We start from the raw sequence: 21973 nt of genomic DNA on the forward strand, positions 1-21973 counted from the left end.
TGCGTCACATGGGGAAAGCCTGCCAGACTAGGCGGGTTGCCGCCCCCAGATCCACACGGGAGTCCGCGTCGATGAGCAGAGCCGTCGTGAAGAAGTCGCGTGGTCGGGCGTCGCGTTTCGGTGTCGAGGCGCTGGAGCCCCGCCAGTTGCTGGCCGTGGACTTCGATTATGCGATGGCCGAGCGGTTTGGGCTCGACCTGAATCACAACGGGCTCATCGACCTGCCCAACACCGCGACCTACGCCCAGCCGACCTCGCTTTCCCTGACGTTCTCGGTGCTCGACGACCCGAACCCGGACCCGTCGACGGTCTACGGCTGGTCGATGCAGCCCGGCTCGGGCGCGGGGACCGTGGTGCAGCGGACGGCCGCGCAGATCGCCTCGGGCGACTTGCCGACCGTGAGCGTGGCCGCCGGGACCTACGCGACCACCTTCCAGAAGATCGTGGGCGGCGTGGTCGTCGATTCGGTCGAGAAGCCGGTGAGCGTGCGCGACATCCTCGTCGTCGGCATGGGAGACAGCTACAGCTCCGGCGAGGCGAACCCGGAGCAGGTCCAGGGACTCTCGCTGCCGGGCTACTTCCCGTCGGGGACGATCCCCTACCTCCAGAGCAGCGACCTGAACCAGGACGCGCCGGCGACGGCGTTCACCCTCGCATCCCCCTTCCTCACCCAGACGGCCGCGGCGCTCTGGGCCGACGGGGCCGACGGCTACTACGGGCCGACCCCCTTCGGCCTGGACATGACCAACGACAACCGCCAGTCGCACCGCTCCACCGTCGCCGCGACGGCGCAGTACGCGCTGCAACTGGAGCGGTCCGACCCGCACACGTCGGTCACGTTCGTGCACGTCTCCCAGAGCGGGGCCACGACCCAGACGGCCATCGGCGCCGTGCCCGCCTACGGCCTGGAAGACCCGAACTACCTTCTGACCGCACAGACGAAGCTGCTCCAGGCGATCGTGGGGAGCCGGCCCGTGGATCAGCTCTTCATCTCGCTGGGGGCCAACGACGTCGGCTTCGCCACGCTGACGAAGGGGCTGGTGGCGAGCGACATCGACCTGACCGACGTGATCGGCGACGCCTCGTCGTTCGCGCCCAACGCCGTCAATCGGATCTACCGGCAGGCGGACGCGGCGGTCGCGGCCTCGACGCCCCTGTCGCTCGTTCTCGACCTGTTCGATTTCAACGCGGCGTCGCTCCCGAACGGCTACGCGAGCGTGCGCCAGGCGCTGGCCGACGTGGGCGTCTCCCCGGCGGCGACGTTCCTCTTCGAGTACCCGGACCCGACGCGAGTCTACCGCTCGTTCGTGAACCCGAACAACGGCCGGTCGTTCACCCTCCCCTGGTGGGGCCCGGCGGTCTTCGACGTGATCCCGCCCGCCCAGATCTCGGCGACGGAGTCGTACTTCGTCTCGCAATCGATCCTGACCCCGCTGAACCAGGCCGTCGCGGCGGGGGCGAAGGCGAACGGCTGGACCTACGTGACGAACATCTCCTCCGCCTTCCTGGGCCACGGCTATGACGCCCCGAAGGTCGAGGACGGCCTGGGGAACCTGCGGTTTCTCAGGACCGCGAGGGAGTCGAGCCTGTTCCAGGGCCCGGTCGGGCTGACCGGCCCGCTCGACACCAAGGGGACCCTCCACCCCAACGCCCTGGGCCACCGGGCGATCGAGGCCGCGATCTGGAACGACCTGACCCCCGCGCCCTTCGTCGGGGTGGCCGTGCGAGGCGCCACGGCCTCCGCCCGCGCCCTGGGCCGCTCCCGACACGTCCGCAACGCCGGCCTCAACTTCGAGTGGGACTTCGACCGCCTCCCCGGCCAGGGCCGCTTCCGCGCCGACGCCGTCGGCCCGCGCGTCGCCGTCACCGGCGCCGACCCCGACGGCAAGCCCGGCCGCGTCGCCACCCTGCGCATCACCAACGCCCTGGGCCTCGCCACCGAACGCGCCGTGTTCCTGCGCACCCGGCGGGCCTGACCCCGGGGCCGCCCGGCGCGTCACGGCGCCAGGCGGCCCGCCGTGAGGGTGATCGGGAAGGCGCCGGTGACGGGGACGCGCGGGCCGCGCGAAGGCGATCTCGACCTCGACCGTCGCGCCGGGGTGAGCGTCAGCTCGCCCAGGTCGACCACGCCGGCCGGTGCCTCCACGTCGTCCACCCGGCGGAAGCTCGCGTCCGGATCGTGGATGAACAGCGAGTACGTCCCCGGCGTCAGGTAGCGGACGCAGAAGTCGCCGTCGTCGTCGCAGCGCGTCCGCCTCGGCGGGGCGGCCGTCGCCGCGGAGAGGGCCAGGAGCGTCGCAGACCAGGCGAGTCGAGCGCGCATGACCGTTGGCCTTTCTCGACGAGGGACGTGAGGAGCGAAGCCGGCGCGGGACCTCGGGGCCGCTCTCTCCAGCGACGGTATCGCCGTGCGACCGGCCACGCCAGGATCCATCGCTCCAGGACGGCGACGGCTCGCAACCCCCCGCGTCGGCCGTCCCGACCGGACGAAGGGCCTTCCGACGGCGCCGCCCGATCGACCTCCTGGCGGCCTTCGATCCCTCTTGCGAACCCCGGCCGGGGACCGAGCGGGACCAAGGATGCAACGCTCCCCCGGCTTGTGATAAGATCCTAACCTCACCCGACCGCGAGGCGGCGCCGGCCTCGGCGGGTACCTGACCCAACGACTTGTGGTAGGGCCGATGCATCCGATCGACGTGACGATTATCGTGATCTACATCCTCGGGTGCACGGCGCTCGGGGGATGGATCGGCGGCAAGGGGGATCAGGGGCTCAAGGGGTATTTCCTGGGCGAGCGGAACATGCCGGCCTGGGCGGTGATGATCTCGATCGTCGCCACCGAGACCAGCACGGTGACGTTCCTGAGCGTGCCCGGCGAGGCGTACAAGGGGAACTTCGAGTTCCTCCAGCTGCCGATGGGCTACCTCGTCGGCCGGGTGATCGTCTCGATGGTCCTGCTGCCGGCGTATTTCAAGGGGCAGATCGAGACCGCCTATCAGGTGCTGGGCGTCCGCTTCGGCCAGGCGACCCGGCGCACGGCCTCCACCCTGTTCCTCGTCACGCGGAACCTGGCCGACGGCCTCCGGCTGTTCCTGGCGGCGACCGTCCTGGCGTTCGTCACCGACTGGCCGATCCTCTACGCGATCATCGCCGTGGAGTCCGCCACGATCGTTTACACCTACCTCGGCGGCGTGAAGGCCGTCATCTGGGCCGACGTGCTCCAGTTCACGGTGTACATCGTCGGCGCCCTGATCGCCCTCTACATCCTCGTCGGCAAGCTCCCCGGCGGCTGGAACCAGCTCATCGACACGGCCAGGGCCGGCGACAAGTTCCGGACGTTCGACTTCTCGTTCGACTGGGCCAAGCCCTACACCTTCTGGGCCGGCGTGTTCGGCGGCATGGTCCTGAACACGGCCACCCACGGCGTCGACCAGATGATGGTCCAGCGCTACCTGGCGGCGCGGTCGCAGAAGCAGGCGGCGGGGGCGTTGATCGCCAGCGGGTTCGTGGTGCTGGCCCAGTTCGCCCTCTTCCTGTTCATCGGCGTGGCGTTGTACGTCTTCTTCGGCCAGTTCCCGCCGGCCTCGCCGCTGGAGAAGTCGGACCAGGCGTTCTCGCTGTTCATCGTGAATTACCTGCCGATCGGCATCAAGGGGATGGTCGTTGCGGCGATCTTCGCGTCGGCGATGGGGGTGCTTTCGGGCTCCCTGAACGCCTCGGCGTCGACGCTGATCAACGACCTGTACCGGCCGATCTCGGGGGACGAGGACGAGCGTCGGCTGATGCGGCTGTCGCGGCTGGCGACGATCGGCTTCGGCGTGGTGCAGGCGTCGGTGGCGTGGTGGGCGACGGGGCTGGAGTCGAGCGTGGTGAGCAACGCGCTGGCGATCGCCGGGTTCACGACGGGCATCCTGCTGGGCCTCTTCCTGCTGGGGAACCTGACCCGTCACGTCGGCCAGGGGGCCGCGCTGGCGGGGATGGCGGCGGGGGTGGCGGCGGTCTCCTACGCCAAGTTCGGCACGCCCCTGGCCTGGCCCTGGTTCGCGCTGGTGGGCTCGGCGACGACGTTCCTCGTCGGCCTGGCCGTCGGCCGTCTGTTCCCGACCGCCGCCGCGCCCGTCCCCGCGTCCGAGTCCCTCCAACCGACGAGCTGAAACCGAATCATGGCACTGGAAGACCACCTGCTGACCGAGTCTCGCAACCCGCTGACGACGGGCATCGACGCCGCGGGGGCGCTGGGCATCGTCGAGATCATGAACGAGGAAGACCTGAAGGTCGTCGAGGCCGTCCGGGCCGAGGCGGCGAACATCGCCCAAGCCGTCGAGTGGACGGCCGAGCGGTTCCGCCGCGGCGGCCGGCTGATCTACGTCGGCGCCGGGACCTCGGGCCGCCTGGGGGTGCTGGACGCCTCCGAATGCCCGCCGACGTTCAGCACGCCCCCGGAGATGGTCGTGGGCCTGATCGCCGGCGGCCCGGCGGCGCTGACGCGCTCGATCGAGGGGGCCGAGGACGACGCCGGGGTCGGGGCCGCCGAGATCGCCGCGATGGACGTGAGCGACCGCGACATCGTGGTGGGCATCGCCTCCTCGGGGCGGACCCCGTACGTCCTGGGCGCCGTCCGCGAGGCCAGGAGCCGAGGGGCGGCCACCGTGGGGGTCGCCTGCAACCGCCCCAGCCTGCTGGGGGCGGAGGTCGACCTGGACGTCGCCCTGCTGGTCGGCCCCGAGGTGATCTCGGGCTCGACCCGGCTGAAGTCCGGCACGGCCACGAAGATGGTCCTGAACATGATCACGACCGGGGCGATGGTCCTGATCGGCAAGACGCTGGGCAACCGGATGGTCGATTTCACTCCGGTCAACGAGAAGCTGCGGATCCGGGCGCGTCGGATGCTCCGGGAGCTGGCCGAGGTCGACGACGACCGCGCGGTCGAGCTGCTGGCGGCGTGCGGCGGCCGGCTCAAGGTCGCCCTGGTGGCGCAGCTGGCGGGGGTGGGGCCGGAAGAGGCCGGGGCGCTCCTGGAGGCGCACGGCGGGCAGGTGCGACGGGCGATCGCGGCGAAGACGGGGGCGAGCCTTTGATGAGCACGAACGACGATCAGGCCGCGGAATCCACGGACGCCGCCGAGACCCTGTTCCTGGGGGTCGACGGCGGGGGGACCTCGACGGTCGCCCTGCTCGGCCTGGGGGACGGCCGGGTCCTCGGCCAGGGGGCCGCCGGGCCGTCGAACGCCAAGGCGGTCGGCACGGCCGCGGCGCGGACGGCCCTGGAGGAAGCGATCGCCGGCGCGTTCGCCGAGGCCGGGCTCTGGCCCCGGGCCGTCGCCGTCGCCTGCCTGGGCGTGGCCGGCTTCGACCGCCCCGAGGACAAGGCGCTGCTGGGCGAGTGGGCGGTCGCGGGCAACTGGGCCGACCGCCTGGTGCTGGTCAACGACGGCGACCTCGTGGTCGCCGCCGGCACGCCCGAAGGCTGGGGCGTGGGCCTGATCGCCGGCACCGGCTCGATCGCCGTCGCCCGCGCCGCTGACGGCCGCAAGGCCCGCGCCGGGGGCTGGGGGGCCGTCTTCGGCGACGAGGGGAGCGCCTACGCCCTGGCCGTCGCCGCGCTCCGCCTGGTCGCCCGCCGGATCGACGGCCGCGACCCGGCGCCGACCGGCCCCGACGCCCTGACCGACGCCCTCTGCCGGGCCCTGAAGATCGACGGCCCCGGCCAGATCGTCTCGGCCGTGTACGCCCCCGGCATGGACCGGACGAAGGTCGCCGCCCTCACCCCGGCCGTGATCGACGCCGCCCTCCGGGACGCGAGCCTCGTCGACATCCTGATCAAGCCCGCCGCGCGGGAACTGGGCGAGACCGCCGCCGCCGCCGCCCGCTCCCTGGGATGGACCGCCGGCCCCCTCCCCCTCGGCCTGGCCGGCGGGTTCCTGGTCTCCGCCCCCCTGCTCGCCGACGCTCTCCTCGAAGACCTTCGCGGCCGGGGCTACGAACCGATCCCCACCCGCGTCGACGAGCCCGCCGTGGGGGGGCTGAACCTCGCCCGCCGGGCCTTCGCCGGCGAGGTGATCTCCTGAATCGAAGCGGGTCCCCCCCGGCCCGATCCTCAAGCCCCCTCGCGGCGGGCGTGGATGCTGGACTCGGGCCGGGATCGAGATAGACTGGTGCCATCTCCCCCCCGTCGCGATCGAGGGCCGGGATCGGATCGAGCCGGGTCGAGATAGTACAAGGGGATCAAGGAGTCAGGAATATGCGTGTCTGTCGATTCCTCTGCGACGACCTGGTCCTGACCGGCTTCCTCGACGACGACGTGGTGATCCCGATCGACCAGGCGGCCGAGATGTACAGCCGCGAGACCGAGACCGAGATGCTGCTGTCCGCCACCGAGGACCTCCTCGATCTGCTGCCGCCGGACGGCCAGTCCTATGAGCAGGCGAAGCGGCTTTACGACTGGATCGAGGAACTGGACGTCATCACGGTCTCCGAGCTGACGATCCCGCTTGAGGAAGTGCGGGTCCTGGTCCCCCTCCCCAGCCCTCGGAAGATGCTGTTCCTGGCCGGGAACTACGGCAAGCATCTGGCCGAGCGCGGCTATCGCGACACGGAGCGCGAGGAGACCTTCCCCTACGTCTTCATGAAGCCGCCGAGCACCACGCTGACCCACCCCGGCGACCCGATCGTCATCCCGGCGGGCTCGCCCGACCAGATCGACTGGGAATGCGAGCTGGGGGTGGTCATCGGCAGGACGTGCCGGGACGTGTCGGAGTCGACGGCGCTGGAGCACGTCGCCGGGTATACGGTGGTCAACGACGTGAGCGACCGGGCCTTCCGGCCCAACCCCGGGCGGAAGCCCCGCGAGCGCGACAAGTTCTTCGACTGGCTGCACGGCAAGTGGCACGACACGTTCTGCCCGATGGGCCCGTGCATCCTCTCGGCCGAGGCGGTGCCGGACCCCCAGGCCCTGCCGATCAAGCTGACGGTCAACGGCCAGATCAAGCAGGACGCGACGACCGCCGAGATGATCTTTCCGGTGGCCGCCGTCGTCTCGTTCGTCTCGCGGTTCGTCACCCTGGAGCCGGGCGACGTGATCGCCACCGGGACGCCGTCGGGGGTGGGCTCGGCCACCGGCGTGTTCCTCAGGCCTGGAGACGTCGTCCGGGCGACGATCGCGCCGATCGGCACGCTGGAGAATCCGGTCCGCGCGGAAACTGAGGATGAATTCCGGGCCCCGTTTCTGGGATAATGGCGGGCCCGAAATCGACGAGCCAGCCGATCCCCTCCCCTCAGCCAGCCGGGAAGAGCCGAATGAAGTCGTTCCGCAAATTGATGGTCGCCAACCGCGGCGAGATCGCCATCCGCATCTTCCGCTCGGCCCATGAGCTGGGTATCCGCACCGTCGCCCTCTACTCGCACGAGGACCGGTTCGCGCTGCACCGGCTGAAGGCCGACGAGGCGTACCAGATCGGCCAGGCCGGCGAGCCGATCCGGAGCTACCTGAACATCCAGGCGATCGTCGATCTGGCGGTCGAGAAGGGGGTGGACGCGATCCATCCCGGCTACGGGTTCCTGTCCGAGAACGCCGAGTTCGCCCGCGCCTGCGCCGCGGCCGGCATCGTCTTCGTGGGGCCGACGCCCGAGATCCTGGAGAGGCTGGGGGACAAGGTGGCCGCGCGGGCCCTGGCCGAGCGGGCCGGGGTGCCGGTTTTGAAGGGGAGCGAGCCGGTCGTCCCCGGCGCCGAGGCCCGGAAGGTGGCCGAGGCGATGGGCTTCCCGGTCATCATCAAGGCCTCGATGGGGGGCGGCGGCCGGGGGATGCGGGTCGTCAACAAGGCCGAGGAGTTCGACGGGGCCCTCGAACAGGCCCGCAGCGAGGCCAAGGCCGCGTTCGGCTGCCCCGACGCCTTCGTCGAGAAGTTCATCGCCAAGGCCAAGCACATCGAGGTCCAGCTCCTGGGCGACAAGCACGGGAACCTCGTGCACCTGCACGAGCGCGACTGCTCGATCCAGCGCCGGCACCAGAAGGTCATCGAGATCGCCCCGGCCTACAACCTCGACGAGGGCCTGCGGCGGTCGATCTGCGACGCCGCCCTGGAGATCGGCCGGGCCGTCGGCTACGAGAACGCCGGCACGGTCGAGTTCCTGGTCGACGACGCGGACGGGACCTTCTCGTTCATCGAGGTCAACCCCCGCCTCCAGGTCGAGCACACCGTCACCGAGGTCGTCACCGGGATCGACCTGGTCAAGAGCCAGATCCTGATCGCCCAGGGAGAGCCGCTGGCCAACCCCGCGATCGGCATCTCCGGCCAGGACGCGGTCCGCACCGAGGGCTTCGCGATCCAGTGCCGGATCACCACCGAGGACCCGGCCAACGGCTTCACCCCGGACTACGGCCGGATCACCCACTACCGCTCCTCCGGCGGCCCGGGGATCCGGCTCGACGGCGGCTCCACCACCTCCGGCGCGATCGTCACGCCGTTCTACGACTCGCTGCTGGTCAAGGTCACCACCTACGGCCGCCGGTTCGTCGACGCCGCCTCCCGGATGGAGCGCGCGCTGCAGGAATACCGCATCCGGGGGGTGAAGACGAACATCCCGTTCCTCATCAACGTCGTCACCGACGAGACGTTCCTGGGAGGCCGATGCACCACCCGGTTCATCGACCAGACCCCGTCGCTCTTCGAGTTCGCCGAGCGCCGGGACCGGGCCACCAGGCTCCTCGCCTACATCGGCGACGTGACCGTCAACGGCTTCCCGGGCGTGAAGCGCGACCCCGGCCGCAGGATCCCGGCGGAGCCGGCCCCCCCGGCCTACGACCACCTGGACCCGATCCCCGACGGCACCCGCCAGCGGTTCAAGCAGCTCGGCCCCGAAGGGTTCGCCAAGTGGGTCCGCGAGCAGAAGCCCCTGCTCGTGACCGACACCAGCTTCCGGGACGCCCACCAGAGCCTCCTGGCCACCCGGCTGCGGACCCGCGACATGCTCCGCGCGGCCGACGCCTACGCCCACCGCCTCCCCGGCCTGTTCTCGCTGGAGATGTGGGGGGGCGCCACGTTCGACACCGCCATGCGGTTCCTCAAGGAAGATCCCTGGGAGCGGCTCGCCGCGCTCCGCGAGCGGATCCCCAACATCCTCTTCCAGATGCTGATCCGGGGCTCCAACGCGGTCGGCTACACGAGCTACCCGGACGACGTCGTCGCCGCCTTCGTCAAGACGGCGACCGACGCCGGGATCGACGTCTTCCGCGTCTTCGACTCGCTCAACTGGGTCCCGAACATGGGGGCCTGCATCGAGGCCGTCCGCGACGCCGGCGGGATCTGCGAGGCCGCCATCTGCTACACCGGCGACCTGCTCGACCCCGGCCGCCCCAAGTACGACCTCGCCTACTACGTCGCGATCGCCAAGGACCTGGAGAAGCGCGGGGCCAACCTGATCGCCATCAAGGACATGGCCGGGCTCTGCAAGCCGTTCGCGGCCGTGAAGCTGATCAAGACGCTCCGCGAAGAGGTGGGTGTGCCGATCCACTTCCACACCCACGACGTCGGCGGGGCCCAGGCGGCCAGCGTGCTCCTGGGCGCCGAGGTCGGCCTGGACGTCGCCGACGGGGCCGTCGCGGCGATGTCGGGGCTCACCTCGCAGCCGAACCTGAACGCGATCGTCGAGGCCCTGCGGTTCACCGACCGCGACACGGGCGTCGACCACCAGTCCTTGATCGACGTCAGCCGCTACTGGGACGAGGTCCGCGACCTCTACAAGCCGTTCGAGTCCGGCCCGCGGTCGCCGGCGGCCGACCTCTACGACCTGGAGATGCCCGGCGGCCAGTACACCAACCTGTACCAGCAGGCCGACGCCCTGGGCCTCGCCCCGCGCTGGCTGGAGGTCTGCCAGGCGTACAGCCGGGTGAACTTGATGTTCGGCGACATCGTGAAGGTCACGCCGTCGTCGAAGGTCGTCGGCGACATGGCCCTGTTCCTGGTCGCCAACAACCTGACCGCGGACGACGTGATGGACCCCGAGCGCGAGCTGGCGTTCCCGGACAGCGTCGTCGAGTTCATGGAAGGCCGCCTGGGCCAGCCCCCGGGGGGCTTCCCGCCGGCCCTCCAGAAGCGGATCCTCCGCGACCGCAAGCCCCTGACCGACCGCGCCGCCGCCAACCTCCCCCCCGTCGACCTCGACGCCGTCCGCGCCAAGGTCGCCGAGATCCGGGGCGGCGACGACCCGGCCGCGATCTCGGACTTCGACGTCCTCAGCTACCTCATGTACCCCCGCGTCTTCCCGGACCTCGTGGCCCACGAGCGGGCGTTCTCCGACACCTCCGTCCTCCCCACCCCCGTCTTCTTCTACGGGGCCGAGGCGGGCGAGGAGTACCCCTTCGAGATCGAGCCGGGAAAGACCCTGATCGTCAAGCTCCTGGCCGTGGGCGAGCCCCACGCCGACGGCATGCGCACGGTCTTCTTCGAGCTGAACGGCCAGCCCCGCGAGGTCGAGGTGCCCGACCGCTCGCTGGCCTCCTCGGTCGTCGAGGCCCCCAAGGCCGACCCGGCCGACCCGATGCAGATCGGCTCGCCGCTGCCGGGCCTGATCGTCGGCGTGGCCGTGAGCGTGGGCGACCCGGTCCGCAAGGGCCAGAAGCTCTTCTCGATCGAGGCCATGAAGATGGAGACCACCATCAACGCCGAACGGCCCGGCCGCGTCGCCGAACTCCCCGCGAAGGTCGGGCTCCAGGTCAAGGCCGGCGACCTCCTCGTCAAGCTGGCCGACGCCTGACCCCCCGCGACGCGAGCCCGCCATGCCCCCCTGGCCGTTCGTCCGCGAGCTGCTGATCCATGACGAGCTGGAGTCGACCAGCACCGTCGCCAGGGCGATGGTGGTCGACCCCGGCCGTCTCCCCCCGTTCGCGGTCTGGGCGCGGCGGCAGACCCGGGGGCGGGGCCAGCGCGCCAACGCCTGGTGGTCCGACGAGGGCTCGCTCACCTTCACCCTCGTCCTCGACCCGGACGCGCACGGCGTCCGGGTCGACCAGGAGCCCCGGATCGCCCTGATGACGGCCGTGGTCCTGGTCGAAGCCGTCGCCGCGCTCGGGCTGGTCGACCCCGGCCTGGGCGTCCGCTGGCCGAACGACGTGGAGGTCGGCGGGCGGAAGCTCGCCGGCATCCTCCCGGAGCGCGTCGAGACCCCGGCCGGCGACCGCATCCTGATCGGCGTCGGCGTCAACGTCGCGACCCGGCTCGACCTGGCCCCCCCCGAGGTCGCCGCCATGGCGACCTCCCTGGGCGCTCTCCAGCCCCGACCGTTGACCGTCGCCTACCTCCCCACCTTCCTCGCCGCCGTCCTGGAGGGCTTCCCCCCCGCGCTCCGGCGGCTGGCCGCAGACGACCCGACCCTCGCCGCGACCTGGGAACGGCTCGATCTCCTCCGGGGCCGCCCGATCCGCGCGGCGATCGGCCCCCGCAACCTCATCGGCGTCGGCCGGGGCGTCGACCCCCAGGGCGCCCTGCTGGTCGACGACGGCCGCGAGATCCACCGCCTCTTCGCGGGCCGCATCCTCCGCGACGCCTGAGCCCCGGCCGCCCATCGGTCGTCATGGCCGCGCGACGATCACGCCCCTCCGACTCTGGGAGGGCCTCTCTCCCAGGGCGTCGGCCTGGCCTTTGCGGCTTCGTTTCAGGACTTCGAAGTATATAATTCCAGGACGCTCCGCGGACCAACCGCCGCGAGCCGACGAGGTCCGAGGGGCGGGCGTTCTTTCGAAACCGACCGGGTCCACCGCGACGAAGGAAAGGGAGGCGTCGCTATGAAGGTCTTGCGCGGCATCGCAGGTCTGGCCGTGATCCTGACGATCCTCGGCGTCTGTGGGCCGGACGCGCCGGAGGCCGGGGCCCAGGCGGCCGAGACGGCCGGCGGTTGGAGCGGCTACGCTCCGGCGACGGCCTGGACGACCTACCAGCCGACGGCGTCCTGGCGAGGTTACGCCCCCCAGGCCGGCTGGATCGTGGCCCCCAGCGTCGCGAGGGTGGTTCGGCGGGCCCCTGTCGGGTCGCCGATCAGCTCGCGGAACCCGGAGTACGGCACCGGCCGGACCATCGCCATGATCAAACCCTGGCTTCCCAGCAGCCCCTGATCGGGAGGCCCGAGGTCACTGCACCCCGCCCGGGCGGGGCGCCTCGGATTCGCCGGCGTCGACCGACCGGACGACGCGGCCCGCCTCGTCGAACAGGCCCAGTCCGGGCGTGCCGTCGGGGCGGATCGCCATCGCCGCGCGGAGCGCGCCCCCGGACCCGTAGATGTTCACGCCGGTCGAGTCGTCGGCGGCCATGTCGAGCGAGAGCCTGGGATTGTGGTCCTTGTCGAAGAAGCCCAGGCCCGGCGTGCCGTCGGGGCGGATCGTCAGGGCGGCCCGCAGCTCGCCCTCCTGCCCGTAGACGTTCACGCCCGGCGTGTCGTCGTCGTTCCCGTCCTCCGTCCCCAGGTCCAGGGAAAGCCGCATCGTCTCCTTCTCGTCGTAGAACGCCAGCCCCGGCGTGCCGTCGGGGCGGATGGTCAGGGCTGCGCGGGTCTTGCCGTCCTGGCTCCGGAGGATGAACTCGCCCGCCTCGATCGACGTCGGCGTCTCGCGCATCGCCGCGCCGGCGGTCACGAGCAATCCGAAGCCCAGCGCCAGGGTCGTCCCGGCGACTCGCCAACGTCGGCGTTCGCGCTCCAGGCGGCGGGTGGCGGCTTCCAGTTCCAGGAGTCGTTCGACGACCACGTCGAGAGGGCGCTGAGTCATGGGGCTCTCCGAAGCAGGGCCAGGGCGAGGAACCGGAGCACCCCCCATAGCCATTCCCGTGCCAGGCTTCGCGCGGTCTGGTGAGTCAGGTTCCAAGTGCCGCCCGTGAAACGGGTTGTCGCTTCTGGAAAGGCGCCGAGGCGGGACTTGCGGAGATCCCGGACGCCGAGGGTTTAAGCAGACGAGCCCAAGAGCCAGACACGCGGACGCGGCCTCGATCTCCTGGAGGGGGAGGCCCGGCGATCCCTCCGGCCGTGCTCGGCCCGCCCCGACGCTTCGAGCCTCGCCGGGGCGGCGGTCGGGTATACTGTGAGGCTGGGACCCGGATGTCGGGGGCGAACGAGCCAGGGGGGCGAGGCGTGCTGACGCGAAGACTCTTGTTCCGGATCGCGTGGCCTTCCTTGGTGGCGAGCCTCCTCTTCCTGACGTCGTGCGCGGCGGCGGCGGTCTACCTGGGCTGGCGGCAGGCGGCGACGGTCCGGGCGCTGGAGGCCGACCTGCACGGGCGACGGCTCGTCGACGGCCTGCTGAAGGACCTCAGCGAGCTGATCGAGATCGGGCTGCTCGGCGACGACTCGGGGCGGGGCCGGGCTCGGGTCGCGGCCCTGCACGAGGACGTCCGCCAGCTCCTGGTCGAATCCGACGTCACGGTGAACCGCCCCGAGGCGGTGAGGATCGTGGACCGGCTGGAGAACGGCTTCCGGCGCTACCGGGAGACCGTCGCCGCCGAGGCCGAGGCCGACGACCGAGTCGCCGGGGGGCTTCCGCCCGGCCGCGCCGCGCTGACGATCCTGGAGACCGACGTCCGCGAGGCGGCCCGCGATCTGGACGCCGAGATCGCCGAGGCGACGGCGCGGTCGCTGGCGGCGATGCACCGCACGGCCTCGTGGACGGCCTGGTGGCTCGCCGGCGTGGGGGGCCTGGCCACGATCGCGGGCCTGTTCTTCGGCTACTCCGCGGCCACCGGCCTGGAGCGGGCCATGATCCACGCCGAGGAGCTGGCCGCCGCGGGCCGGATGGCCGCCGGCATGGCCCATGAGCTTCGCAACCCCCTCACCGCGATCTCCATGCTGGTGCAGCTCCAGCGGGAGAAGGCCGAGGAGGAGGGCCTCCCCGCCGAGGACTTGCAGGTCATCGAGCGCGAGATCGCCCGGATGGAGGAGCGTCTCAAGGCGTTCATCGACTTCGCCCGGCCCTCGCGGCCGGAAGGGCGGCGGATCGACCTGGGCGCCGTCGCCGCCGAGACCCTGGCCCTGCTCCAGGGCCGTGCGGCCAAGCATCGGGTCGAGATCAAGCTGGTCCGCCCGGAGGAGCCGATCCAGGTCCAGGCCGACGCCGAGCAGATCGGCCGGGTCCTGATGAACCTGACGATGAACGCCCTGGACGCCATGCCTCGCGGCGGCCGGCTGACGACGACCGTGTCGCGCGCGCCCGACGGCTTCGTCGAGCTCACCGTGGACGACACCGGGCCGGGGGTCCAGCCCGACGCCCTGCCGCGCCTCTTCGAGCCGTTCTTCACCAGCAAGGAGGCCGGCCTGGGCTTGGGCCTGGCGATCTCCGAGCGGATCGCCCGCGACCACGGCGGCAGCCTGGTGGCCTCCAACCAACCCGAAGGCGCGGGCGCCCGTTTCGTGCTCCGCCTCCCGGGTCCCTCGCGGATCCTCGGCGGCCCGTCCTCCCGAGCGTGACCGGGCCGGATCGGATCGGCGCACCGACCAAAGGAACCTAGCCGTGGCCTCCATCCTGGTGATCGACGACGAGCCCTCGATCCTCCACGCCTTCCGCCGGGCCTTCCAGTCGCCCGAGTACGAGGTCGCGGCGGCGGCCACCGGCACGCAGGGGCTGGCCCTGGCGGAGCTGGCCCGCCCGGACGTGATCGTCCTGGACCTGAACCTCCCGGACATGGGCGGGATGGACGTCTTCCGCAAGATCCGGCGGATCGACGCGCGGATTCCGGTCCTGTTCATCACCGGTCACGGCACGACCGAATCGGCCATCGAGGCGATGAAGGAGGGGGCGTACGACTACCTGCTGAAGCCCTTGCAGCTCGCCCGGGTCCGCGAGCTGGTCGGCCGCGCCGCGGAGATCTCCCGGCTCAGCCGAGAGCCGGCCCTGGTCGCGGGGGACGCCCCGCCGACCGACCGCGCCGACGTCCTCGTGGGCCGCTCGCCGGCCATGCAGGAGGTCTACAAGGCGATCGGCCGCGTCGCCCCCCAGGACCTCGCCGTCCTGATCCTGGGCGAGAGCGGCACCGGCAAGGAGCTGATCGCCCGGGCCATCTACCAGCACAGCCGACGCGCCGCCGAGCCGTTCCTGGCCGTCAACTGCGCCGCCATCCCCGAGGCGCTCCTGGAGAGCGAGCTGTTCGGCCACGAGCGGGGCGCCTTCACGGGCGCCGACCGCACCCGCATCGGCAAGTTCGAGCAGTGCAACGGCGGCACCCTGTTCCTGGACGAGATCGGCGACATGACCCCGCTGACCCAGGCCAAGGTCCTCCGCGTGCTCCAGGACGGCACCTTCGAGCGCGTCGGCGGCAACGCCATGATCCGGTCGAACGTCCGGGTGATCGCCGCGACCAATCGCGACCTCCCCAAGCTGGCGGCTTCGGGCGTGTTCCGCGAGGACCTCTACTATCGCCTGAGCGTCTTCACCATCGCCCTGCCCCCGCTTCGCCATCGGATCGAGGACCTGCCGCTGCTGGTCGACCACTTCCTCCGCCGGTTCAGCCCGGAGCTGCACAAGGAGGTGGTCCACGCCTCCCCCGAGGCCCTCGAACTCATGCGCCGCTACCCCTGGCCCGGGAACATCCGCGAGCTTCAAAGCATGATCAAGTGGTCCCTGCTCCAGGCGCAGGGACCCCTCCTCCTGCCCGATTTCCTGCCCGAAGCGATCCGATCCGGCGAACCCCCGGCCGGCGAGGCGGGCGCCGTCGCCGACGGCCTCGGCGACGGCGAGGCCGCCGAGCCGGCCGTCGACTGGGAAGGGTTCATCGAGACGAGGCTGCGCGAAGGGTCGGAAGACCTCCACGCGGAGGCCCTCGCCCTGATGGAACGAACCCTCCTGACCCGCGTCCTCCGCGAGACCGAGGGGAATCAGGTGCGTGCGGCGCGGATCCTGGGGATCACCCGAGGCAGCCTCCGCACCAAGATCCGCGCCCTGGGCCTTCGAATCGAGCGCTCGGTCTGGTCTGGAGACGACCAGGCCGGTTGACCGACGCCCACCCCTCCCTTCGAGACGACCGCGCCGACCGAGGCCCGCACGGGCGCGAAATATCGCGCGCCGTCACTGCCTGGAGCGGTCTACGGACCCTCACGCCCCCTCTCGGCCGCCTTGGCACGGCAATTGATATAGATGTCTCTCGCGACGATGCAGATGGAGATAGTCCGGTCGAGTCCGACCGCGCATCGACGGCCGTGCGACATACCAAGGGGGGAGGGTTCGAGATGACGTTATCGATGGATACGAAGCCGATGCGTGGTGGGTTGGCGAAGCATAGCGACGTGGTAACGTCGGTCGCCTTCTCGCCGGATGGTCGATCGCTGGTCAGCGGCGGATGGGACGGCCTGGTCAAGATCTGGGAGCTTCGCGAAGGCGAAGCCGCGCCGAAGTTGATGCGAGCCGTGCGCGGCAAGTGGGACGAGGTCGAGGCCGTCGCGTTCAGCCCCGACGGTCGCACGATCGCCGGCCTCGGCGCCGGCTGGGACGGCCTGCCGTTCGGCGCGGTGACCCTCTGGGAAGCCGACGCCAAGCGCAGCCGCCGCCTGCTGCGGGTCTCGGGCAAGCTCGACGCGATGGCGTTCAGCCCCGACGGCCTGACCCTGGCGACCTCCGGCGGCGAGGACCGCACGGTCACGCTCTGGAACGTCTCCGACGGCGCCGAGCGCGTGAGCCTGCCCGAGCACGCCGCGCCGGTCTGGTCGGTCGCCTATTCGCCGGACGGCCGCCTCCTGGCCGCCGGGTCGGGCGTCGTCCCGGCCATGGCCGACCCGGCCGCCGAGGACCGCCGCGGCGAGGTCAAGCTGTGGGACGTCACCAGCCCCACGCCGACCTGCGCCCACCGGCTGGTCGGCCACGACTACGGCGTCGCCGCCACCACCTTCTCCCCGATCGCCCCCCTGCTGGCCACCGGCGGCTTCGACCGCATGATCCGGCTCTGGGACGTCGAGCGGGGCGTCTGCCTGAACGACTTCGCCGGCCACGCCGGATGGGTCGCCGCGCTGGCGTTCTCGCCCACCGAGCCCCTCCTCGCGAGCGGCAGCCACGACCGCACGATCCGGCTGTGGGACCTCGAAACCGGCCGCTGCCGCACCGTCCTCGAAGGCCACGCCGGCAACGTCTACTCCGTCGCCTTCTCCCCGGACGGCCGCACCCTCGCCTCCGGCTCCCTCGACGGCTCCGTCCGCCTCTGGGCCGTCCCCGACGCTCAGGAAGACTGAGCCGACGCGAATCCTCCCCTCATCCGGCCTTCCCTCTCCCCTTCCCCGCCCCCCCGCGAGGAAGCCCCTGAAGGCTGGATGAGGGGACCCTCAAGCCCGACCGATCGAGACGCCGACGGCCTCTCGTGCCCGCCCCCCTCTCCCATGCGAAGGGGCCGTCACGGAAGCCGTCGGCGTTTCTTTCGTTCGCGAGGGAGGATCTAGGCGCGGGGGGATCGCACGACGCCGTTGAGGAACGTGAAGGTGGCGGCGGGATCGTCCTCGTCGGCGTCGTCAGGGTCGGGACGGAACCGTTCCCGGCCGGACCTGGCGCGGGCGGACTCGGCCTCGGAGCGGATCCGGCCGAGTTCTCGGGTCGCGGCGTCGCGCTCGCGTTCGAGCCTGGCGACTTCGTCCTGGAGACGCTGGTTGCGATCCCGGAGAGCGGCGACCTCGTCCAGGAGCCTCAACACCTCGGCGCGGCCTTGCCACGGGTCGTCGGGGTCGGGCGTGGTGGCGGCGGCGGCGAGATCCAGGGTCGCGGGCTCCACCAGGAACTTCGCGCGACAGCCCCCGCAGCGGACGTGTCGCCCGACGTACTTGTCGCGCACGCGGAGCCCCGCGCCGCATTCCGGGCAGGAAACCTCGACGTGTCCGGCCCCCTCCGGGCGGAACGGCCCCACCATCGCATAGACGCCCGACCCGGAACCTGACGCGGTCGTCGGAGGCGGGGACGACGACGCCGGGCGGTTCGTCCAACCGCAGCGACCGCAGGCCGTGATTCCGGCCGCGGATTCGGGATCCTTGCGGAGTGGGGTCGAGCAGAAGGGGCAGACCGCCTGGGAGTCTGGTGGGGGTTCGTTCATGGCTTGACTCGATCCCGGGTGTAGAGCAAGCGGTCATGCAAGCCAGTCGGCTTCAACGCAAGCGCCAGGTCGAGCCATTATGAGGGATTTGTTCGGCTTCGACCAGAAGGCTTTTTCGATCGGGTGGTTCCGGAGGGGGTTCGCGGGCCCGGCCCCGTGCGAAAAAACAACATGCGTTCGCGGGAGGTTGGTTGATTCGAAGCGGGGCGAGGCCCGGCGCGGACGCCGGGCCCGGGCGCGTTCCGATCGATCAGGCCGAGGCGTTCTGGAGACGACGGGCGCGGGCTCGCGACCGGGTGCGGAAGACGATGGCGCCGCCGGCGGCCGACCAGAGGAGGAGGCCCACCGGTTCCGGCACGTTCGGGGCCGGGTCGACGGGGTCGGGACCGGTCCCGGGGTCGGGCGTCGGGTCCGTCTGGGTGATCGCGGTGATGCTCACGCCGGGGGTCGACGAGGTCAGCTTGGGCGGGTTGTCGGCCAGGGCCTTGTCGATGCTCAGAGCGAAGTGCAGGACGCCGCCGGGCTGGAGGCCCTGGCCGAAGAAGACCAGGCCCAGGAGCTGTTCGGGCGTGCCGGCCTCGTTCGTGGAATCCTTGAGGGCCACGACGAGCTGGTCGGCGTCGAAGCCGTGGGAGTCGCCGAGGATGGTCAGCGGGCTCCCCTGTTCGCCGGCCGCGTTGATCGGGGGGACCACGCCGCCGGCGGGCGAGACCAGGGCCACGACCTGGGGGCCGGCGATGTCGGAGGCGGGCTCGGGGAGTCCGGCGTCGGCCGTGAGCCGATAATAGGCGGTCGCCGTCGTGCCGTTGGGGTTGATCGCGGCGGCGCTCGCCGTCGGGGCCCAGGCTCCGAGCCCGAGCAGCACGGTGGCCGCTAGTACTGCCGTCGGGGTGAATCCAGGACGCGTCACGGCGCGTATCCTCCTTGATAGCTGGACGTTGTCGGCGATGTCTGGAGATCCGATCGACCTCGTTCTTCCTCGCCGCGAAGCCCGCCCCCCGGAATTCCGGAGATATCGGCGAGTTTTCCCGGGTCGAGAACCGATCGTTCTCATGAAGCTTGAGAGTCCCACCTCGACCACCTCCCCGTTTGGACCGAATCCGGGACGCGATCCTCAATGATCGCATCCCGCTCCGGACGGGAGCGCGGGGCCGACCGCCCACCGCCGTCCCGCGCGGGTCTCTCGACCCACGGCGAAACGCGTCGCAGTGATGCGGCCTCCCGCCTTCGACGGCGAGCCGGCCTCAAATCACACAGAACCTGACGACAAGACGTACATTCCTAGATGTTCCAGGCTCCAGCAACCTGAGGCCGCATTCTGTTGCGAACCCCCAGGATGGTCAACCCCGAATCGACCGCGCGATGAAGACGGGCACGCCTCAATCCATGCCGCTCCAGTAGAGGTACGCGGTGGACGTCGCCGGTTCATACGCGGCGAACGCCTCCCCCGTGGAAAAGGTGGGGTGGAAGCGCTTCGACTCCAGCAGGACCGTCGAGCCGGGGAGCGGCATCCACCAGCCCGGCCTGGGGCCGTAGATCGCGGCTCCGGTCGTCTCCTTCGCGAACGCTTCCGCGCTCAGGGGCGTGAAGCCGCCGCCGAGCATCGCCTGGAGCGTCCCCTGGGGAACCTCGAATTTCAGGTAAACGTGGCCGCTGTCGCGGAACGCCCGCCCCTCTCCCTGGAGGTTCCGAACCGACGACGAGGGGAAGGCCCCGAACGTCGCCTGAAACGCGTACTCGGGCCCCGGATACGCCTCGAGATCCCCGCAGCCGAGGGGGAGCAGGGCGGCCGCGAGCGTCGTCATCCGGCAGGCCGTCCGTATCAAGTCGAGTCTCATCCGAATCCTCCTCGTCGCGCCCCGTTGTGCGATCGCGATGGTCGCGTTCTCGGTCCCCGTATAGGATAGGTCGAGGCGGCGACTGGATCGCCCCCCTGCCCTGCCCCGAGGTGAAGCGATGCCGCCGATCATCTGGTTCATCCACCTGCTCGTACTGATCGTCGCGATGGTGTTCGTCGCGTTCCTGGCCGTCGTCCTGGCGACGTTCGCCGTGGTCGCGCTCCTCGTCGGGTTCGTCCTCCACAAGCTCGGCTGGGACCGTCGCCTCGTCGCCTATCTGCTGCGGAAGCAGGGCGTCCGCATCGCGCCCGTCGCGAAGGTGAGGTTCGACGACCTGGACGAGCCCATCGAGGCCCGCTGGACCTTCGACGAGCCCAGCCTGGAAGACGCGCGGCGCCCGGGCTGAGGCGACCCTCGCGGCTCTCCGACCGTCCGTCCGTATGATAGGCTTGTCGCGACGAAGGGACGGGCCCGGCATGAGCGATGCGGCGGACAAGACGTTCTGCGAATTCTTCGCCGGGATCGGCCTGGTGCGCGAGGCGCTCGGGGCGTCGGGGTGGTCGTGCGTTTATGCGAACGACGTCGACCCCAAGAAGCAGGGGCTCTACCTCGGCCGGTTCGGCGACGAGGGGCATTTCCACCTGGGGGACGTCTGGGAGACGCCCGAGGTGGTGTCGCGGATCGAGGGGAGTCCCCTGCTGGCGACCGCCTCCTTCCCCTGCGTCGACCTGTCGCTGGCCGGGAATGGTCGGGGGTTCGAGGGGACGCACTCGTCGACCTTCTTCGGCTTCGTCCGGGCGATGGAGACGCTGGCCGAGCGCTGCCCCCGCCTGGTCTTGCTGGAGAACGTGACCGGATTCCTGACCTCGTCCGGCGGCAAGGATTTCGAGGCCGCCGCCAGGGCGCTCGCGGGCCTGGGTTACCGGCTGGACGCCTTCACGCTCGATGCCGCGATGTTCGTCCCCCAGAGCCGGCCTCGCGTGTTCGTCGTCGGCGTGCGCGCGGATCTCGACCCGCCTGGGGCGGTGCGCAGGGCCGAGTCGGGCTGGATCGTCGACGCCTGGGAGGAGCGGCTCGAATCGGCCGACCGTCGCATCCGCCCTCGGAAGCTGATCGAGCTGATGCGCGCGATCGACCTGCCGACCGGCTGGATCGCCTTCGACGTCCCCGCGCCGGGGGTCAAGCCTCCGGACGTCGCCGAGGTGATCGACCGCGACGACGCCCAGGATTGGTGGGACGCCGCGGCGGTTTCCAAACATCGCGACATGATGCACGACCGTCACCGCGAACGGGTCGACGCGATGGTCTCGTCCGGCGAGACGTTCATCGGCACGATCTACCGCCGCAAGCGCGACGGCCGCACCCGCGCCGAGGTCCGCTTCGACGGCGTCGCCGGCTGCCTGCGCACGCCCCGAGGCGGCAGCGCGAAGCAGATCGTGATCGTGGTGGAAGCGGGCCGACTTCGGATGCGCTGGATGTCGCCCCGGGAGTACGCCCGGCTCCAGGGGGCGCCGGATTTCCCGCTGGTCGCGAACACGATCCAGAACCTGTTCGGGTTCGGCGACGCGGTCTGCGTGCCGGCCGTACAATGGATCGACCGCCACGTCCTGTCGCCGGTCGCGGCGGGGATCGCGGAGCTGCGGAGGACGCCCGGTGGCCGACAACCTGACGCCCGAGCAACGTCGGCGGACGATGCAGGCGGTCAAAGGCAAGAACACGTCGCTTGAACGGAAGGTTTCCTCGGCCTTCCACCGCCTGGGCTGGCGGTATCGACGTAATTACAAGCTCTTGCCCGGCAAGCCTGATTTCGTGTTCACCAGGGCGCGCGTCGTCGTGTTCGTCGACGGCGACTTCTGGCACGGCTGGCGCTACCCGCTCTGGAAGCACAAGCTCTCGCCGTTCTGGCAGGCCAAGATCGAGCGCAACCGCGCCCGCGACCGCCGCAACTTCGCGCTCCTCCGCCGCCAGGGCTGGGCCGTCCTCCGCCTCTGGGGCCACGACGTCGAGAAGAACCTTGACGCCTCCGTCGACCGCGTCCGCGTCCTGCTGGAGCGGGCGAAGGCCCGGCAAGGTGGAGCGCCCTCGTGATCCGAAGCCC

General features: G+C 71.1%; 19 protein-coding genes. 14 read left to right on the forward strand and 5 right to left on the reverse strand.

The annotated features are described in order from the left end of the window. Nucleotides 1-71 precede the first annotated feature (71 nt). A complete protein-coding gene (locus tag VT85_RS00145) occupies nucleotides 72-1976 on the forward strand; it encodes a hypothetical protein (RefSeq protein WP_156512583.1) in 1905 nt (634 codons plus the stop codon). Nucleotides 1977-1996: 20 nt separating this feature from the next. Here the strand turns inward: VT85_RS00145 and VT85_RS00150 are convergent, their stop codons facing one another. Further along, nucleotides 1997-2323 (reverse strand): hypothetical protein, encoded by a 327-nt coding sequence (locus tag VT85_RS00150; RefSeq protein ID WP_068409077.1) that lies wholly within the window; start codon nucleotides 2321-2323, stop codon nucleotides 1997-1999. A 358-nt stretch (nucleotides 2324-2681) separates the two neighbouring features. Here VT85_RS00150 and VT85_RS00155 point away from each other — a divergent pair, with 358 nt between their 5' ends. From VT85_RS00155 to VT85_RS00185, 7 genes are all read left to right on the forward strand, one after another. Further along, nucleotides 2682-4154 carry a sodium:solute symporter gene (locus tag VT85_RS00155; protein ID WP_068409078.1) on the forward strand — a complete coding sequence of 491 codons (1473 nt, stop codon included), beginning with the start codon at nucleotides 2682-2684 and terminating at the stop codon, nucleotides 4152-4154. Between the two features lie 9 nt (nucleotides 4155-4163). Then, nucleotides 4164-5078 (forward strand): N-acetylmuramic acid 6-phosphate etherase, encoded by a 915-nt coding sequence (gene murQ / locus VT85_RS00160; protein WP_068409079.1) that lies wholly within the window; start codon nucleotides 4164-4166, stop codon nucleotides 5076-5078. After that, nucleotides 5078-6067: an N-acetylglucosamine kinase gene (locus VT85_RS00165; protein WP_068409081.1), complete on the forward strand. Its 990-nt coding sequence runs from the start codon at nucleotides 5078-5080 to the stop codon at nucleotides 6065-6067. The genes murQ and VT85_RS00165 overlap by 1 nt, the downstream gene beginning before the upstream one ends. Nucleotides 6068-6240: 173 nt before the next feature. Further along, nucleotides 6241-7233 (forward strand): fumarylacetoacetate hydrolase family protein, encoded by a 993-nt coding sequence (locus VT85_RS00170; protein ID WP_068409083.1) that lies wholly within the window; start codon nucleotides 6241-6243, stop codon nucleotides 7231-7233. A 62-nt stretch (nucleotides 7234-7295) separates the two neighbouring features. Next, entirely contained in the window at nucleotides 7296-10754 is a 3459-nt protein-coding gene (locus VT85_RS00175) for a pyruvate carboxylase (protein ID WP_068421128.1), read from the forward strand. Between the two features lie 22 nt (nucleotides 10755-10776). Then, complete coding sequence (locus VT85_RS00180; protein ID WP_068409086.1) at nucleotides 10777-11547, forward strand: biotin--[acetyl-CoA-carboxylase] ligase; 771 nt, start codon at nucleotides 10777-10779, stop codon at nucleotides 11545-11547. Nucleotides 11548-11781: 234 nt separating this feature from the next. After that, the gene (locus tag VT85_RS00185; protein WP_068409087.1) at nucleotides 11782-12108 is read left to right on the forward strand and encodes a hypothetical protein; all 327 of its coding nucleotides are present in this window, start codon (nucleotides 11782-11784) and stop codon (nucleotides 12106-12108) included. A 15-nt stretch (nucleotides 12109-12123) separates the two neighbouring features. On the opposite strand, the gene VT85_RS00190 is transcribed toward VT85_RS00185, so the two are convergent. Beyond that, nucleotides 12124-12756 (reverse strand): hypothetical protein, encoded by a 633-nt coding sequence (locus tag VT85_RS00190; protein WP_068409089.1) that lies wholly within the window; start codon nucleotides 12754-12756, stop codon nucleotides 12124-12126. A gap of 359 nt (nucleotides 12757-13115) precedes the next feature. Here VT85_RS00190 and VT85_RS00195 point away from each other — a divergent pair, with 359 nt between their 5' ends. The 3 genes from VT85_RS00195 to VT85_RS00205 all read left to right on the forward strand — a co-directional run bounded on the left by VT85_RS00195 (nucleotide 13116) and on the right by VT85_RS00205 (nucleotide 17192). Then, a complete protein-coding gene (locus VT85_RS00195) occupies nucleotides 13116-14444 on the forward strand; it encodes an ATP-binding protein (RefSeq protein ID WP_197491007.1) in 1329 nt (442 codons plus the stop codon). Nucleotides 14445-14487: 43 nt separating this feature from the next. Next, nucleotides 14488-15966 carry a sigma-54-dependent transcriptional regulator gene (locus VT85_RS00200; RefSeq protein WP_068409090.1) on the forward strand — a complete coding sequence of 493 codons (1479 nt, stop codon included), beginning with the start codon at nucleotides 14488-14490 and terminating at the stop codon, nucleotides 15964-15966. A gap of 233 nt (nucleotides 15967-16199) precedes the next feature. Next, the gene (locus VT85_RS00205) at nucleotides 16200-17192 is read left to right on the forward strand and encodes a WD40 repeat domain-containing protein (protein ID WP_082858241.1); all 993 of its coding nucleotides are present in this window, start codon (nucleotides 16200-16202) and stop codon (nucleotides 17190-17192) included. Nucleotides 17193-17392: 200 nt separating this feature from the next. Here VT85_RS00205 and VT85_RS00210 read toward each other — a convergent pair whose 3' ends face one another. The 3 genes from VT85_RS00210 to VT85_RS00220 form a co-directional block, all read right to left on the reverse strand. Next, a complete protein-coding gene (locus VT85_RS00210; RefSeq protein ID WP_156512584.1) occupies nucleotides 17393-18037 on the reverse strand; it encodes an FtsB family cell division protein in 645 nt (214 codons plus the stop codon). 250 nt (nucleotides 18038-18287) lie between these two features. After that, nucleotides 18288-18947: a hypothetical protein gene (locus VT85_RS00215; RefSeq protein ID WP_156512585.1), complete on the reverse strand. Its 660-nt coding sequence runs from the start codon at nucleotides 18945-18947 to the stop codon at nucleotides 18288-18290. A gap of 469 nt (nucleotides 18948-19416) precedes the next feature. Continuing rightward, the gene (locus VT85_RS00220) at nucleotides 19417-19875 is read right to left on the reverse strand and encodes a hypothetical protein (protein ID WP_068409100.1); all 459 of its coding nucleotides are present in this window, start codon (nucleotides 19873-19875) and stop codon (nucleotides 19417-19419) included. A gap of 118 nt (nucleotides 19876-19993) precedes the next feature. Between VT85_RS00220 and VT85_RS00225 the strand changes: the two genes are divergently transcribed. From VT85_RS00225 to VT85_RS00240, 3 genes are all read left to right on the forward strand, one after another. Continuing rightward, a complete protein-coding gene (locus tag VT85_RS00225) occupies nucleotides 19994-20281 on the forward strand; it encodes a hypothetical protein (RefSeq protein WP_068409103.1) in 288 nt (95 codons plus the stop codon). 70 nt (nucleotides 20282-20351) lie between these two features. Further along, nucleotides 20352-21602 (forward strand): DNA cytosine methyltransferase, encoded by a 1251-nt coding sequence (locus tag VT85_RS26360; RefSeq protein WP_197491008.1) that lies wholly within the window; start codon nucleotides 20352-20354, stop codon nucleotides 21600-21602. Then, entirely contained in the window at nucleotides 21568-21963 is a 396-nt protein-coding gene (locus VT85_RS00240) for a very short patch repair endonuclease (protein ID WP_197491009.1), read from the forward strand. The genes VT85_RS26360 and VT85_RS00240 overlap by 35 nt, the downstream gene beginning before the upstream one ends. The last annotated feature ends 10 nt before the right edge of the window (nucleotides 21964-21973 follow it).

Origin of the sequence: Planctomyces sp. SH-PL62 (genome assembly GCF_001610895.1) — a bacterium.
Classification (GTDB): Bacteria; Planctomycetota; Planctomycetia; order Isosphaerales; family Isosphaeraceae; genus Paludisphaera.